17 protein-coding genes are annotated in these 16,262 nt (G+C 36.6%); all 17 read right to left on the reverse strand.

The annotated features are described in order from the left end of the window. Positions 1 to 9: 9 nt before the first annotated feature. The 17 genes from AB8S09_RS00735 to pstB all read right to left on the reverse strand — a co-directional run bounded on the left by AB8S09_RS00735 (position 10) and on the right by pstB (position 16,262). Entirely contained in the window at positions 10 to 690 is a 681-nt protein-coding gene (locus AB8S09_RS00735) for a zinc metallopeptidase (protein WP_294180403.1), read from the reverse strand. A gap of 20 nt (positions 691 to 710) precedes the next feature. Then, the gene (gene fmt / locus AB8S09_RS00740; protein WP_294180401.1) at positions 711 to 1,646 is read right to left on the reverse strand and encodes a methionyl-tRNA formyltransferase; all 936 of its coding nucleotides are present in this window, start codon (positions 1,644 to 1,646) and stop codon (positions 711 to 713) included. Next, a complete protein-coding gene (gene def, locus AB8S09_RS00745) occupies positions 1,643 to 2,107 on the reverse strand; it encodes a peptide deformylase (protein WP_294180399.1) in 465 nt (154 codons plus the stop codon). Before def ends, fmt begins: the two co-directional genes overlap by 4 nt. A 34-nt stretch (positions 2,108 to 2,141) precedes the next feature. Next, entirely contained in the window at positions 2,142 to 4,343 is a 2,202-nt protein-coding gene (gene priA / locus AB8S09_RS00750; RefSeq protein WP_369868318.1) for a primosomal protein N', read from the reverse strand. A gap of 80 nt (positions 4,344 to 4,423) precedes the next feature. Further along, a complete protein-coding gene (gene coaBC / locus AB8S09_RS00755; protein WP_369868319.1) occupies positions 4,424 to 5,623 on the reverse strand; it encodes a bifunctional phosphopantothenoylcysteine decarboxylase/phosphopantothenate--cysteine ligase CoaBC in 1,200 nt (399 codons plus the stop codon). After that, positions 5,623 to 5,841, reverse strand: a complete 219-nt coding sequence (gene rpoZ, locus AB8S09_RS00760) for a DNA-directed RNA polymerase subunit omega (protein ID WP_294180393.1) — start codon at positions 5,839 to 5,841, stop codon at positions 5,623 to 5,625. The genes coaBC and rpoZ overlap by 1 nt, the downstream gene beginning before the upstream one ends. Continuing rightward, positions 5,783 to 6,451, reverse strand: coding sequence for a guanylate kinase (gene gmk / locus AB8S09_RS00765; protein ID WP_294180391.1), 669 nt, complete (start codon positions 6,449 to 6,451; stop codon positions 5,783 to 5,785). The genes rpoZ and gmk overlap by 59 nt, the downstream gene beginning before the upstream one ends. Continuing rightward, positions 6,452 to 6,727: an extracellular matrix/biofilm regulator RemA gene (gene remA / locus AB8S09_RS00770; RefSeq protein ID WP_294180389.1), complete on the reverse strand. Its 276-nt coding sequence runs from the start codon at positions 6,725 to 6,727 to the stop codon at positions 6,452 to 6,454. A 14-nt stretch (positions 6,728 to 6,741) separates the two neighbouring features. Further along, positions 6,742 to 7,620, reverse strand: a complete 879-nt coding sequence (locus tag AB8S09_RS00775; RefSeq protein ID WP_294180388.1) for a YicC/YloC family endoribonuclease — start codon at positions 7,618 to 7,620, stop codon at positions 6,742 to 6,744. A 190-nt stretch (positions 7,621 to 7,810) separates the two neighbouring features. Next, a complete protein-coding gene (gene spoIVA, locus AB8S09_RS00780; RefSeq protein ID WP_294180387.1) occupies positions 7,811 to 9,289 on the reverse strand; it encodes a stage IV sporulation protein A in 1,479 nt (492 codons plus the stop codon). A gap of 99 nt (positions 9,290 to 9,388) precedes the next feature. Further along, complete coding sequence (locus AB8S09_RS00785; protein WP_294180386.1) at positions 9,389 to 10,384, reverse strand: NAD(P)H-dependent glycerol-3-phosphate dehydrogenase; 996 nt, start codon at positions 10,382 to 10,384, stop codon at positions 9,389 to 9,391. 2 nt (positions 10,385 to 10,386) lie between these two features. Beyond that, positions 10,387 to 11,703, reverse strand: a complete 1,317-nt coding sequence (der, locus tag AB8S09_RS00790; protein ID WP_294180385.1) for a ribosome biogenesis GTPase Der — start codon at positions 11,701 to 11,703, stop codon at positions 10,387 to 10,389. Positions 11,704 to 11,706: 3 nt separating this feature from the next. Then, positions 11,707 to 13,041, reverse strand: coding sequence for a DUF512 domain-containing protein (locus AB8S09_RS00795; protein WP_294180383.1), 1,335 nt, complete (start codon positions 13,039 to 13,041; stop codon positions 11,707 to 11,709). A 19-nt stretch (positions 13,042 to 13,060) separates the two neighbouring features. Then, positions 13,061 to 14,056 carry an inorganic phosphate transporter gene (locus AB8S09_RS00800; RefSeq protein WP_294180382.1) on the reverse strand — a complete coding sequence of 332 codons (996 nt, stop codon included), beginning with the start codon at positions 14,054 to 14,056 and terminating at the stop codon, positions 13,061 to 13,063. Further along, on the reverse strand, positions 14,049 to 14,672 hold the full coding sequence (locus AB8S09_RS00805) for a DUF47 domain-containing protein (protein ID WP_294180653.1): 624 nt from the start codon (positions 14,670 to 14,672) through the stop codon (positions 14,049 to 14,051). The genes AB8S09_RS00800 and AB8S09_RS00805 overlap by 8 nt, the downstream gene beginning before the upstream one ends. A 134-nt stretch (positions 14,673 to 14,806) precedes the next feature. Further along, positions 14,807 to 15,463: a phosphate signaling complex protein PhoU gene (gene phoU, locus AB8S09_RS00810; RefSeq protein ID WP_294180381.1), complete on the reverse strand. Its 657-nt coding sequence runs from the start codon at positions 15,461 to 15,463 to the stop codon at positions 14,807 to 14,809. A gap of 49 nt (positions 15,464 to 15,512) precedes the next feature. After that, positions 15,513 to 16,262, reverse strand: a complete 750-nt coding sequence (pstB, locus tag AB8S09_RS00815) for a phosphate ABC transporter ATP-binding protein PstB (RefSeq protein ID WP_294180379.1) — start codon at positions 16,260 to 16,262, stop codon at positions 15,513 to 15,515.

Genomic DNA, 16,262 nt, shown 5'->3' on the forward strand with positions numbered 1-16,262 from the left:
TTTTTACCTCTAATTTCTATCTCTACTTATATATATGAGTCTCAGCAAGTTTGCTATAGAAGTCAATATGGCAGCCACATAGGTCATAGCAGCAGCACTTAAAACTGATCTTGCACCGCTTAACTCGCCTGAGTAAAGTATATTTTTTCCCTCCAGCATCCTTAAAGCTCTCTTTGAAGCATTTAATTCCACCGGAAGAGTTATTATCTGAAACAATACAACTGAAGTAAATAAAATTATTCCTAAATTCACAAGTCCTCTGATTCCTAGAATGAATCCAGCCAGAAGCAGTATCCATGAGGCATTAGAACCAAAATTCACTACAGGGACAATGGAATTTCTTATAATAAGCGGAACATATCCATTTTTATGTTGAATAGCATGACCGGTTTCGTGGGCCGCCACCCCTATTGATGCTACAGAATTCCCATAATAAACATCCTGCGAGAGCCTCATGACCCTCTTGGACGGATCATAATGATCGCTTAATTTCCCGGGTATCAATTCCACAGGTACATCATAAAGGCCGCTGCCGTCCAAAAGCATTCTGGCCACCTGGGCACCCGTATATCCGTTGTGGCTGCCATATCTGGAATATTTATTGAAAGTGGAAGATACCTTGTATTGAGCCCAGATTGCTACTAAAAGTGCTGGAATTAATATAATAATACTGCTATCAAAATAAAACATCAATTACACCTCCATATGAGCTATTTCCCTAGTACAATGCCTGGTTCTATCAAATGCCCCTTTATATATTCACTAACTTCCATAGGCCTCCCGCCTGGAAACTGTATATTTTTTATTACAACGATACCCCTGCCGCAGGCCACTTTAATACCCTGTTTGGAAACTTCAAGTATACGTCCGGCTTCCTTTGTAGGGGATGTTTCATCCGATATTTTAACCTGATATACTTTCATGCTTTCCCCTTTATATTGAGTATATGCAATAGGCCATGGATTTAAACCCCTTACAAAATTTTTTATCTCAATGCTGCTGAGATCCCAGTTTATCTTTGCCATGTTCCTCGAGAGCATTTTTGCATAGACGGTTGTGGTCTTCCCCTGCTTCTTTCTTTCAATTGTACCTGCTTTTAGCCCTTTAAGAGTTTTTACAAGTAAACTGGCTCCGTCTTCTTTCAATACATCTGTAAGATCTCCTGCTGTCATGTCCTCTGAAATCTCAACGGTACTTCTCAAAAGCACATCTCCCGTATCAAGCCCGGTATCCATGAACATGGTAGTATTTCCAGTCTCTTTCTCACCTTTTATAATACACCAGTTTATAGGCGCTGCCCCCCTATATTTTGGCAAAAGTGATGCATGTAAATTAATGCATCCATTTTTAGGTATACTCAGCACTTCCCCTGTAAGTATCTGGCCGTAAGCTGCAACTACTATAAAATCCGGTTTCATTTTTTTCAGCTCGCTTAATACCCGGCCATCCTTTTTCAAACTGACGGGCTGATAGACAGGTATGTTGTGTTTGACAGCCTCTTCTTTGACAGGAGAAAAAGCTATCTTTCTACCTCTGCCCTTTGGTCTATCAGGTTGTGTAAATACAGCCGCCACATCGAATTCCTCTATCAGCCTTTTTAAAGATGGTACTGAAAAATCAGGAGTTCCCATAAAAACTATATTCATTTGCCACCTTCACCTTCTTTTTTTACAATTTTATCTATAAAAAGTACACCATTTAAATGATCTATCTCATGGCAAAATGCCCTGGCAAGCAAATCTTTTCCTTCCACTACTATCTTTTCACCCTCTTCATTCAATGCCTTTACTTTCACTATCTGAGGTCTTTCCACTTCGCCTTCCACTCCAGGTATGCTCAGGCATCCCTCTCTATCTATATAACTGCCTTCACTATATATAATTTCCGGATTTACAAGTTTATATAACACACCATCACCTATGTCAATTACCACAATCCTTTTTAAAACACCAACTTGAGGTGCTGCAAGACCTATACCGTCTTCTTCATACAGCGTATCCACCATGTCTCCAAGCAGTGTCTTAATTCTATCATTTATAACATCAACTTTCCTGCTTTTTTTTCTCAGTATATCGTCACCATATTTTCTAATATTTCTTAAAGCCATATTATGCGTTTCTCCTCTCAAACCAAACTATAAATTACATCATATTAGTAGGATTTATATCTATACTAACCCTTATATCATTATAAACATCTTTTAACAGATCATAAACTATTTTTCTTATATTTTGTGCCATATTTAAACTTATTTTTCCCTTTATCATTATCTTCCACCTATAGTATTCCTTTATCTTAGATATTTCACAGGGGCACGGACCCAACATTTTAATTTTATCATTTTTCTCAAGAATATTCCTCAAAAATATACCAACATTTTGTATATTTTTTATTAATATGCCCTCATTCTTACTGCTCACATTTATAAGAAGAATATCTGAAAATGGCGGATAATTCATGTTCTTTCTCACTACAATTTCCCTATTATAAAAATCTCTGTAATTGTTTTTTGCAGCACATTTCAAGCTGTAATTTTCAGGGCTGTAGGTCTGTACAATTACTTCTCCCGGTTTTTGACCTCTACCTGCCCTTCCAGAAACCTGCGTTATCAATTCATAGGTTCTTTCTGCAGATCTAAAATCAGGAAGATTAATTGACAGATCTGCCGCTATCACTCCAACCAGGGTAACATTTTTGAAATCCAGCCCTTTTGCTATCATCTGCGTTCCCACCAATATGTCGGCTCTGCCCTCTTTAAAGGTATTATATATTTTCTCATAGGAATTTTTCTTTCTTGTAGTATCAAAATCCATCCTGAGTACTTTTGCCCCGGGAAATTTTTCCTTTATCAACTTTTCTATTTTCTCAGTACCGACTCCAAAATACTTTACATATTTACTCCCGCATTTGGGGCAAACTTTGGGCACGTCAATCCTGCTTCCGCAGTAATGACATATGAGTTTATCAATATCATGGTGGTACGTGTAAGATATGTCACAGTTATTACACTTAAACACATAGCCGCATTTTCTACAGGATACAAATGTAGAATATCCCCTTCTATTTAAAAACAATATTACCTGTTCTCCCCTATTCAATCTGTCACAAATGGATTTATACAAAATCCTGCTGAACATGGATTTATTGTTATTCACAAGCTCTTCTCTCATATCTACAATCCTAATTTTAGGCATAGCTGCCCCATCGGCCCTGTTTCTCAAAGTCACAAGCTCAATTTCACCTCTGGTACATCTATAATAAGTTTCTATAGAAGGTGTAGCTGAACCCAACACCATTTTACAGCCATATTGTCTGCATTTCATCTCCCCTATTTCTCTGGCATTGTACTTGGGATTGCTGTCTGATTTGTAGCTCCACTCCTGTTCTTCATCTATTATTATAAACCCCAGATTCTCAAAAGGTAAAAAAATAGCCGATCTAGCTCCTATGGCAACTTTTACCTGACCCCTTTTTACCCTCATCCATTCGTCATATCTTTCCCCGTCGGATAATTTACTGTGAAATACACTTATGTCCTTTCCAAATCTTCCCTTAAACCTTTCTACCATTTGGGGAGTAAGTGCAATTTCAGGTACTAATATAATGGATTCCATTCCGTCTTTCATAGCCTTCTCCACAAGCTGCATATAAATTTCAGTCTTGCCGCTTCCCGTAACTCCGTGAATTAAAAACATGCTTTTATCTAAATTCATTATCTTATTTACTGCCAGCTGCTGTTCCCTATTCAATATTTTTTTGGAGTATCTGCTGTATTTTCTATCATCGTATCTACCAACCACGCTTTTTCCGGTAATGAGAAAACCGTGTTTTATCATAGTATTTATGGAGGACAGAGATACATCATATTTTTCGCTTATAAAATTTTTGGTATGTTTTCCATTTTCATCTTCCACCAATTTATATATTTTTCTATATGGATCCCTGGCAAATCTTTTTTCTGGCTCTCTGCCTGTGTACACCAAGTTTTCTTCCTTGTCCTTCATACCCTTCAAAATACCTCTCGGTACAAACATCTTTATACAGTCCAGATAGGTGCACAGATACCTCTTTCTCATTTCCTCTATAAGCTCTAAGTCTTTTAACGTAAAAAGGGGGAAATCATCGCAAAAATCAATTATATCTTTGATTTTATTGTCATTTAATATATTTTCATAAAGCCTTACTATAAATCCGTCCACTTTTTTATTTCCCTTTCCAAAGGGAACTTTAACTCTGAAGCCTATTTTTATCTTATCTTTCAATTTTTCCGGTACTTTATAGGTAAAAATCTTATCCAATTTCACGGAACTGTTATTCACGATAATTCCTGCATATGTATACACCTGATCACCCTTTTACAATAAACATTAAATTAAATAAGAGAGGCATTCAATTTTCAGCCCCTCTTAAAAATATAAAAAATTTATAACCTAGATGTCAATATATCAAACAATTTACGTGCTACTTCCCTCTTAGTCATTTTATTCAAATCAACTTTATCGCCATCCCTGAATATTATGGTAACTTTATTGTTATCTGAGGCAAATCCGGTATCTTCACCCGTTATATTATTGGCAACTATATAGTCTAAATTTTTATTTTCCAATTTTTTTGCGGCATTTTTTATAAGATCATTACTTTCCGCAGCAAAGCCCACCAAAATTTGATTGTCCTTCAATTTTCCAAGCTCTTTAAGTATGTCAATATCCTTGATCATTGGAAGTGAAAGCTCATCTTCATTCTTTTTTATCTTCTTTTGAGAATAGGCCTTGGGTTTATAATCAGAAACCGCAGCCGCCTTTATAACTATATCCTGCTTATCAAATTTTTCAAGTACTGCATTTAACATTTCCTCATTTGTCCTCACACCGACAAACTGTACTCCAAATGGCATTTCCAAACTCGTCGGTCCAGAAACAAGGGTAACTTCTGCCCCCCTGTCTCTCGCCTCCTCAGCTATAGAATATCCCATCTTGCCGGAGGATCTATTGGTTATATACCTTACTGGATCTATATCCTCCATGGTAGGGCCGGCAGTAACAAGCACTTTCTTACCCTTCAGATCCTTTTTATCATAGAGCATGCTCTCAATTACCTGGGTTATAAAATTTGTATCCTGAAGCTTGCCTGCCCCGCTGTCGCCACATGCCAGTCTTCCTGATGCAGGCTTTATGAATTCATATCCAAATTTCATGAGTTTATTTATATTGTCCTGTAAAATAGGATTTTCATACATGTTGGTATTCATAGCAGGTGCAAAAACCACTGGAGCTCTGCTCGCCATAATTGTAGTAGTCAAAAGATCGTCCGCTATTCCATTTGATACCTTTCCTATTATATTGGCAGTTGCAGGAACAACCGCTATTAAATCCGCCTTCTTTGCAAGAGAGATATGCTGTATTTCCCATGATTTTGGCTCATCAAACATATCCACATTCACTATATTCTGGCTCATGGTCTGAAAACTAAGAGGTGAAACAAACTTCACTGCGGATCTGGTCATTATGACATTTACGTCAAAACCCCTCTTCTTAAGTCTGCTAACCACGTCCAATGCCTTATAGGCCGCTATTCCTCCAGTTACTCCTATAACTACATTTTTCCCCTCACCTGTATTCAGCATTACTTTATACCCTCTTTTGAAGTTTCATAAGAAATCAATTTTTGATATACCTCGTTAATGGCTATAGTGACAGGTTTAGTCGAATCTATATCCACCAAGGGTTCGTCTCCATCAATTAACTGTCTTGCCCTTTTAGCCACTATAGTGATCAAAGCATACCTATTGTTTACTATTTTTAGCAGATCTACAACAGATGGATTTATCATCGAGTTGTCCATATGTAATTCCCTCCTTAGGATTTAATATCTCATCTTTAACCCTATCCACTCTACATTTTTCCGCTGCAATTATACTTTCTATATTTTTTACAGCATTGCCTACAGTATCATTTATAACCACATAGTTGTATTTCGATACATAATTTATTTCTTTATATGCCGAATTAAATCTAGTTGTAAAAGATTCAGGTGTTTCACTGCCTCTGTTTATAATCCTCTTCTTCAACTCCTTCATTGAAGGGGGAAGTATGAATATAAACACGCCCTCAGGATAAGCCTTTTTTACCATAAGAGCACCCTGAATGTCAATTTCAAGTACAACATCATTTCCCTCTTTTATAGCTTTTAAAGCCTGTGATTTAGGCGTTCCGTAATAATTGCCATATACTTTTGCATACTCCAAAAAATCATCTTTTTTTATTTTATTCTTAAAATCTTCTTCACTCAAAAAATAATAATTTATCCCATCCACTTCGCCCTCCCGGGGAGATCTCGTAGTAGCTGAAGTGGAAATCCAAAATTTATTCTCTTTCACAAGGGCCTTGCACACCGTACTTTTTCCTGCACCTGAGGGCCCTGATATTACAATTAGAAGACCTTTTTTTTGCATTTATTCCTCAACCTCACTGATTTCATCGTCTTCATCCTTAGAGGACAACCTATGTGCCACCGTTTCAGGCTGAACCGCCGAAAGTATTATATGATCGCTGTCAGTTATTATAACAGCTCTAGTCCTTCTTCCATAAGTGGCATCGATGAGCATTCCCCTGTCTCTTGCTTCCTGAATTATTCTCTTTATTGGCGCAGATTCCGGACTCACTATAGCCACTAACCTATTTGCCGAAACAATATTTCCAAAGCCTATATTTATTAACTTAATACCCATATATTTCCTCCTGTTTATTCCACATTTTGTATCTGTTCTCTTATTTTTTCAACTTCATTTTTCACACTTAGTATCAATTTGGTTATTTCTAAATTTGTCGACTTGGAAGCAATGGTATTTGCCTCCCTGTTCATCTCCTGTAATATAAAATCAAGCTTCCTTCCTACAGGCTCATCAACATTTAAAGTACCCTTAAATTGAATTATATGGCTGTTTAGCCTCACAATTTCCTCATCAATACATGACTTGTCGGCAAATAACGCTATTTCCATTGCCATTCTATTTTCATCTACAGGATATTCTCCCAGTAAATTCTTTAATCTCTCTGAAAGTTTTTCCCTGTATTCTTCCGGTATCTTAAAAGATTTGCTTTCTATGTCTTTCATCAGGATTTGAATGTGATCGCATTTCTCAATCATATTGTCCTTTAATTTTTTTCCTTCCTTTTCTCTCATATCCATAAGCATGGAAAGAGCATCATTTAAAGCCTGTAATAAATATTTCCAAATATTCTCAAGATCATCTTCTTCCTTTTTTAAGGTTATTATATCTGGGAATTTGGCAATCAAATCAAGGGATATATCTGTTTTTATATTGTATTTTCCTTTGATTTTATTTAGACACTCTACATAGCTATCTGCCAATTTTTCATTCAGCACAGCTTTTGTAGTACAATTGCCAAAGTCCGTCTGAGTTACAAATATATCTACCTTACCCCTATTTATTTTTTGTTGAACAACTTTTCTTATTTTGTCTTCCAAAGGCATAAGACTTTTGGGCATCCTAATACTTAAATCACAATACCTGTGATTTACACTTTTTACTTCCACTGTAAAGCTCTGTCTGTCACATTCTACTGAGCCCCTTCCAAATCCCGTCATACTTTTAATCATTATAATTTCATCCTTCCGCAAAACCAAACCAGTCTACAATTAATTATACATAAATGTCTACAATGATTTCAAGATAAATTTTATAAATTATAGTTTAAGACGATTATATCATAAAATTCCTCCAATAGACACATTTATAAATAAATTTAAAGCTTCAGACAATCAAATTCAATTACCTGAAGCCATAAATCTAAAGTATAATACAAATCAAACCGCCATTACCTTCATTTATAATTTTCTGAAGTGTTTTCTGTATTTTAACCTGAATATCCTCCGGCATTTTATAGAGTTTATTCTGAAGTCCCTCCTTCACCAATATCTCCAGTGACTTGCCAAACATATTGCTCTGCCATATTTTAGAAGGATCACTTTCAAATTGTTCCAGAAGAGATTTGACCATCTCCTCGCTTTCCCTTTCAGTACCCATGATGGGTGAAATCTCTGTTTCTATATCAGCCCTTATGAAATGCAAAGAGGGTGCACTGGCCTTTAGCTTTACCCCGAACTTATTGCCCTGTTTTACTATTTCAGGTTCCTCAAGTTTCATTTCCGAAAGCTGGGGGGCAACCAAACCATAACCGGTTTCCCTGACATCTTTAAGTGCCGTTGAAATCTTGTCATATTCTTCTTTTGCACTGTGCATCTCTTTAATCGTAGTTAACAGATCACTTTCCCCTTGAATTTCCTTCCCGCATATTTCACCCAATACCTTGTAGTAAAGATCTTTTTTGGGCTTTAGATCAATATTGGCAGTGCCCTCACCCATATTAATCTCCCTTATGCCGGATTCTCCCACGAACTCCACATCCGAAAATCCATCTACAGCTTTTACTATGTCCCTTATTTTATATACGCTTTCACACATGTCTTTCACCAAATTTATAAAATCCGTCTTCAACCAGTGAGATGGTTCCATTTTTTCTATCCAATCCGGCATATTGATGTTTATTTCCTTAATTGGGAATTCTTTAAGTATTCTTTCAAATACATTTGTTATGTCATCTTCCTTCATGTTAAGTACATCCATGCATTGAACGGGCACATCATATTTACTCTCCAGTTCTTTCTTCAAATCCATAGTATCGGGTTCATAGGGATGCTGTGAATTTAGGATCACCATAAAAGGCTTGTTTATCGACTTGAGCTCATTTACCACTCTCTCTTCAGCTTCAACATAATCATTTCTGCTTATATCGGTTATGGAGCCATCTGTAGTTACCAGAAATCCTATAGTCGAATGTTCATTTATCACTTTTTTGGTTCCAATCTCTGCAGCTTCCTCAAAGGGTATTTCATAGTCATACCAGGGAGTCGTAACCATTTTGGCCTCTTCTCCCTCCATATACCCCAATGCACTTTTAACTATATATCCCACACAATCCACCATTCTGACTTTAAATTTGGTATTTTCATTTAAACTTATTTCTATGGCTTCATTGGGGACAAATTTAGGTTCTGTAGTATGAATTGACTTTCCTGAAGAGCTTTGGGGCAGCTCATCTTTTGCTCTCTGCTTTTTATAAGAATTATTTATGTTGGGAAGTACCATTATTTCCATGAATTTTTTTATAAAAGTGGATTTTCCAGTTCTGACAGGGCCTACAACTCCCACGTATATGTCTCCCTGAGTTCTCTCTGCAATATCCTTGTATATATTAAAGTTTTCCAAAAATATACCCTCCAATAATCTAATATTAACAGTATATATATATTTTCATTGGAGATATTTTATACATATTATTTTGCTTACATCTAAAATTAATTTCAACTATATTTCATTTTTCTTATCCCTTGTCATAAGTTCATATACAGTATATCTGGGGTTTTCCCCCTTGAAAAGTATCCCGTAAAGAGCTTCAGTTATAGGCATTTCTACATTCAATTTATTTTTCATCTTATAAAAAGCCCTGCAGGCTGATATCCCTTCAACCACCATATTTACTTCTCTGACAGCCTCTTTCATCGATTTACCCTGGCCTATGAGTATGCCGGCTCTTCTATTCCTGCTGTGCATGCTGGTACAGGTAACTATGAGGTCACCTATCCCGGAAAGTCCTGAAAATGTCTCTTTCCTGCCTCCGAGCTTCTCGCCGATTCTCACTATTTCCGCAATCCCTCGGGTCATAAGAGCTGCCTTCGAGTTGTCTCCATAACCTATCCCATCTGAGATTCCAGCCGCCAGTGCAATTATATTCTTAACGGCACCTCCAATTTCAACTCCTACTATATCTTCATTGGTATATACTCTAAATTTATTTGTGGTAAACAGATCCTGAATTTTTCTGCTGCATTTCATGTCTTTCGAGGCTACAACTACAGTCGTAGGTATATCCCTGGCAACTTCCTCCGCATGACTTGGTCCTGAAAGTACTACTACCTTGTTTTCAGGCAGTTCTTCTCCAATAACTTCAGAAAGCCTCTTTCCCGTTTTTTCTTCTATGCCCTTGGCTATATTTACAATTATCTGATCTTTTTTTATAAACTGTCTAAAATTCCTGCACACTTCTCTTACAGCCTGAGAGGGTACAGATAGAACTAAAACGCTTCCCCTTTCAATTACCTTCCCGGCATCTACAGACGCCTTTACATTATTGGGAATGACCACATCGGGAAGATACTTAATATTTTCCCTTTTCACATTTATATCCTGCACTATGGAATCTTTCCTGTCCCATAAGTTCACTTCAATTCCCTTCTTGGCAAGCATCACAGAAAGAGCTGTTCCAAAACTTCCGCCTCCTAAAAAAGATACAGACAAGCACATGTCTAACCCTTCCTTTCTCTAAATTCAAGTTTTATCCCAGTGCCTGCAAAATCAAAGCTGTCTCTCAATTGGTTTTCTATATATCTTTCATAAGAAAAATGAATACAATGGGGATCATTTACAAAAAATACAAAAGTAGGAGGTTTATTTCCTATCTGGGTAACATAATATATTTTCAATCTCTTGTTTCCCACAATAGGCGGTTCTTTCATCATAACTGCCCTGCTTATGATATCATTTAGTACACCCGTTTTTATTTTTTTACAATAATTTTCATAGCACAACTTCACCGTTTTAAGCACTCTGTGTACCCTCTGTCCTGTTTTTGCAGAGATGAACAGGTAAGGTGCATAGGGCATAAATGAAAAATTTTTCTCTATATTGTCCTTAAATGTATTTACAATTTTTGTATCTTTATCTATAAGATCCCATTTATTTACAATGACCAGAATGGACTTGCCCAGTTCATGGGCATACCCCACTATTTTCTTATCCTGTTCACTTATACCCTGGGTGGCATCCAGCATGAGCACGCATACATCTGCCCTCTCCACTGCAGCATAAGTCCTTATAACACTGTACTTTTCAACTTCTTTTTTAACCTTGCTCTTTTTTCTTATACCCGCAGTATCTATAAGCAAAAATTTGCCCTCTTCCGTTTCCAGATAACTGTCCACAGCATCTCTTGTAGTTCCTGGAATTTCACTTACAATGACTCTCTCTTCCCCGAGCAGTTTATTTACAAGGGATGATTTTCCAACATTCGGTTTACCTATAAAAGCTATCTTTATATAATCTTCATCTTCATGTTCTCCGCTGCCGTTTTTAAAATTTTCAACTACCCTGTCCAGCATATCGCCAAGGCCCAATCCCTGGGAAGCTGAAATAGCTATAGGATCACCTATACCCAGATTGTAAAATTCATAGGCAGAAGCTTCCTGTTTCACGCTGTCTATTTTATTGACTACAAGTACTACTGGTTTCTTGCTCTTTCTGATCATCTGGGCTACCTCCTTGTCTGAAGCGGTAAGCCCTTCTTTCCCATCAACTATGAGTATTATAACATCGGCAATTTCAACTGCCATCTGCGCCTGTCTTCTCATCTGAAGGGATATTATATCATCGTCTTCTGGTTCAATTCCTCCTGTATCAATTATAGTAAAATCATATTTTAACCACTCTGCTTCTGCATATACTCTATCCCGGGTGACTCCGGGAGTATCCCCCACTATGGATATTCTTCTCCCGGCTAGTTTGTTAAACAGAGTGGATTTCCCAACATTTGGCCTTCCAACTATAGCTACTATAGGTTTTCCCATCAGTCATTTCACCTCACTGTTTTCATTTATAATATCTATTAGATCATTTCCTGTATAATCACATACGAGTACTTCTCTTCCTAAAGCCTTCTCCAAATCCTCTAAAGTAACATCATCCAAAAACGCTCTCTTTTTCGACCTGGAAATCTCATATCCTTTCCTAAGCATACATTCAGGTATGATTACATATTTTCCTAAGCTGTCATCTTTAACCTGGTCTATTATATCTGCTGCCGTAATAAGTCCTGCTACAGTTATAGTATTGCCAAAGAAATTATTTATTATCTTTTTTACTTCAATTGCTATATCCGGATTTTTTTCTGATATTCTGTCGGCAGCAAATTTTACATCCCTGTAAGCCAAATCCCCAGTCAAAAAAGTAAAAGAGCCTCTTCTATCCATTTTCAAATAATCGATATTTTTATCTAAATTATCCCTAAAAATCCTTACTACTCCCACGCCGTCTTCCAATTGACTATAATCTTCATAAAATTTCGAATTTGGAATTTTGCTGCCTGAGACAAGATAAAATTCGTCGGAAAGCCTCACAAAAGGGGCTCCTGTTTCATATAGATATTTGTGCTGAAGTTTTTCCGCAATTTGCAGCTGCTTTCCTGCAGAAATACTGTCGTATTGTTTCAGTTTAAAAAGTCCCTTCCTGTATTTTGTAACTCCCAGCGGCACTACTGCCACATTCTCAATTCCCGGATACAACTTATACAAATCCTCTACGGTCTTTTTAAACTCCAGTCCGTCGTTTATACCGGGACACAGTACTATCTGACAATTTATCTTTATTCCATTTTCAGTAAGTTTCTTCAGCCGACTATATATATTTCCCGCAAACTTATTGTTGAGCATTTTTACCCTCAGCTCAGGGTTGGTAGTATGTACTGACACATTTATAGGGCTAATTCTATACTTGATTATCCTATCTATATCTTCGTCAGCCATATTGGTAAGAGTTACAAAATTTCCCTGGAAAAAGGCCAGTCTTGAATCATCGTCCTTAAAATAGAGGGTCTTTCTCATTCCCGGAGGAAGTTGATCTATAAAACAAAAAATACAATTATTATGGCAATTCCTGGGCTTATCTAAAATAGCCTCTTCAAACTCCACTCCTAGATCCTCGTCATATTCCTTTTCTATTTCAAGTTTCCATATTTCCCTGCCCTTTTTCTCTATCTCCACTTCCACATATTCATTACTCATCAAATACTTATAATCTATAATATCCTTAACTTCAATGCTATTGACAGATAAAAGACAATCTCCCCTTTCTATTCCCATTTCCTCTGCGATACTTCCGGGTCTTACAGATTTAATTTTATTTTCCATATGTATAAAACTCCTATTTTTAAACTAAACTCAATAGAAACATAAGGATTCCTGAAATAACGGCACAACTGGGTATAGTGAATATCCAGGTTACAACTATGTCCTTGGCTACGGCCCACCTTACTGCAGAAAACCTTTTAGCAGATGCAACTCCCATTATGGATGTAGTTATTATATGAGTTGTGCTGACAGGTGCATCAAACATAGTAGCTGTAAATATAACTGCCGAAGCCCCCATTTCCGCCGAGAACCCATTTACAGGAGTCATTCTGGCCATTTTACTTCCCATGGTTTTTATTATTTTTTTCCCTCCGAGACTTGTACCCAATGCCATGGACAATGCACAGCATATTTTCACCCACAAGGGCACTGAAAATTCATGAAGAAATCCTGCACTCACCAGCGTCATTGTTATTATTCCCATGGTCTTCTGTGCATCATTGCCGCCGTGGTTTAAAGCTATCAACATGGCTGAAAATATCTGGGCCTTAGAAAAAATTTTTGTAACTGTATGCGGTCTTGTATTTCTAAGTATCATATTCATGAAACTCATAAATGCAAACCCAGCTATAAATCCTATTAATGGTGACAATATTAGCCAGAGTATAACTTTCCAAAAAAGCCCTGACCAATTGACTATTAGAAATGAACTTTTATAGACAATAGCAGATCCCACCAGCCCACCTATGAGGGCATGAGAAGAACTGCTCGGTATGCCAAAATACCAGGTTATCAGATTCCAAATTATAGCTCCCAGCAAAGCAGCTATAATTACAATTTGTGTAATATCATTCGGATTTACTATGCCATTACCCACCGTCTGGGCAACTTTCACACTCATGAAAGCCCCTGCAAAATTTAAGGAAGCCGACATTACAACAGCTTCTCTCATAGTCATCACTCTGGTAGACACAACGCAGGCTATGGCATTAGCACTATCGTGAAAGCCATTTATAGTATCAAATATCATTGCAACTACAACTATTGTTACAGTTAAAATTAGAGAACTAGGCATTTTTCATTACTACTCCTTCAACAACATTTGCCAAGTCCTCACAGGCATCCAATGTATCTTCAAGATATTGATATATTTCTCTCCACTTTATGACATCTATAACTTTCATATTTGATCTGAATATATCTCCAATAGCCTTTCTTGAAAGTACATCTCCTTGTTCTTCTATCCTATTTACATCTATTATAATACGGGGAAGTTTCTTACTTGTTTTCATATTTTTCAATTCTTCCATCAACACTATTATTTGTTTACAGGACTCCACTATCATATCAGCCAACTGAAAAGCCTCTTCAGTACATTTATTTACATTTAGCATAACAAACCTGCTGGCAGTAGATTCTATTAAATCAACAATATCATCCATATCCTTAGCTATGATATATATATCTTCTCTGTCAAAAGGAGTAATAAATGTCTTATTTAGCTGTTCCAATATTTCATGTTGTTTTTTATCTCCTTCATGTTCCGCTTCCTTTATCTTTCTAAGATTTTCATCTGAATTTTTCAGATCATGCATGAAATTCCACAACAGCTTTGATGCCCTGTAAGCAATATCAGCTGTCTGTGTAAAAAATATATAAAACTTATCTTCCTTGGGAGTAAAAGTAAACATCATATACCTCCTACTTATTGAGAATGTTAATTTCGACCTAATAAAGTATAACATAAAATTAATAAAAATTAAATGAAAAAAGTTTCAAGCACATTACTGCTCAAAACTCAAAAAATTATATATTTATTTTACTTTTACTCGTTTAAATCCTTCTGTTCTCCTGTAACAAGGTATATGGTACCTTCACATATATTCGTAGCACGATCTGCTATTCTCTCCAGATACTTGCACACAAGCACCAGCTGTATCATCTGGTTTACCTTGCTGTCATCTTTTTCTGCAATCTTTATCATATCGGTAAAAACCCTTTTAAACAAAGCATCTATTTTGTCATCCAGTTCACAGCACCGATAAGCTTTATCTAAATCCCTCTGCACATATGAATCCAGGGATACTTTTATCATTTCATTAACTATATCCGACATCTCAGGTATATCTATAAGCCTTTTTATATATTTCTCATTCTTAAGCCTCAGAGTTATTTTTGCAATATCCACAGCATGATCTGCCATTCTTTCAAGATCCATTACGAGTTTGGAATTTGTAAATATCGTCCTTAAATCTATAGCAAGAGGCTGTTCTTTTGCAGTTATCTTTATGCACTTATCCTCTATTTCCCTCTGTAGGTCGTCTACCAGGTCATCATTTTCTATAGTTTGTTCCGCCAGCTCCACATCCTGATTCACCAGAGAATCTACACATTGATGTATTTGCTTTTCAACTATACTGCCCATTCTGAGCACATCATTGTGAATCTCTTTTAATTCACTGTCAAATGCCCTCCTTGTCATAATCTATCACCTCTTAAATTATTTAATCATATTAGATTGTCCCATAATTCTATCCAAACCTTCCTGTAATATAATCCTCCGTTCTTTTGTCCTTAGGTTTATAGAAGATATTTTCGGTTTTGCCGTCTTCCACAACTTCGCCATTTAGAAAGAAAGCTGTATAATCGGAGATTCTTCCGGCCTGCTGCATATTATGGGTTACTATTATTATAGTATATTTTTTCTTTAATATGTCCATAAGTTCCTCTATTTTAAGAGTTGATATCGGATCAAGGGCGGAAGTGGGTTCATCCATCAAAAGTACATCCGGTTCAACTGCAAGAGTTCTGGCTATACAGAGCCTCTGCTGCTGACCTCCCGAGAGACCCAGTGCATTTCTGTTAAGTCTGTCTTTTACCTCATCCCATATAGCTGCGCCTTTCAAGCTTTTTTCAACTATTTCATCCAGTTTGCCCTTATTCTTTACCCCATGTATTCTGGGTCCATAAGCTACGTTATTGTATATGGACATGGGGAAAGGATTGGGTGCCTGAAAAACCATTCCAATTCTCTTTCTCAAATCTATAACATCATAATCACTGTAGACGTCCTTGTCTTCAAATAAAACTTCCCCTTCAATTTTAACTGAATCTATAAGATCATTCATCCTGTTTAAAGTCCTTAAAAATGTGGACTTTCCACAGCCAGAAGGACCTATAAGTGCTGTAACTGAATTTTTTTTCACCTTCAAATTCACTTTTTTAAGAGCCTGCACAGTTCCATAGTATAAATCAAGATTTGCGGTCTGTATTATATACAT

Source organism: Clostridium lapidicellarium (genome assembly GCF_041224415.1).
GTDB classification, from domain to species: Bacteria; Bacillota; Clostridia; order Clostridiales; family Clostridiaceae; genus Clostridium_B; species Clostridium_B lapidicellarium.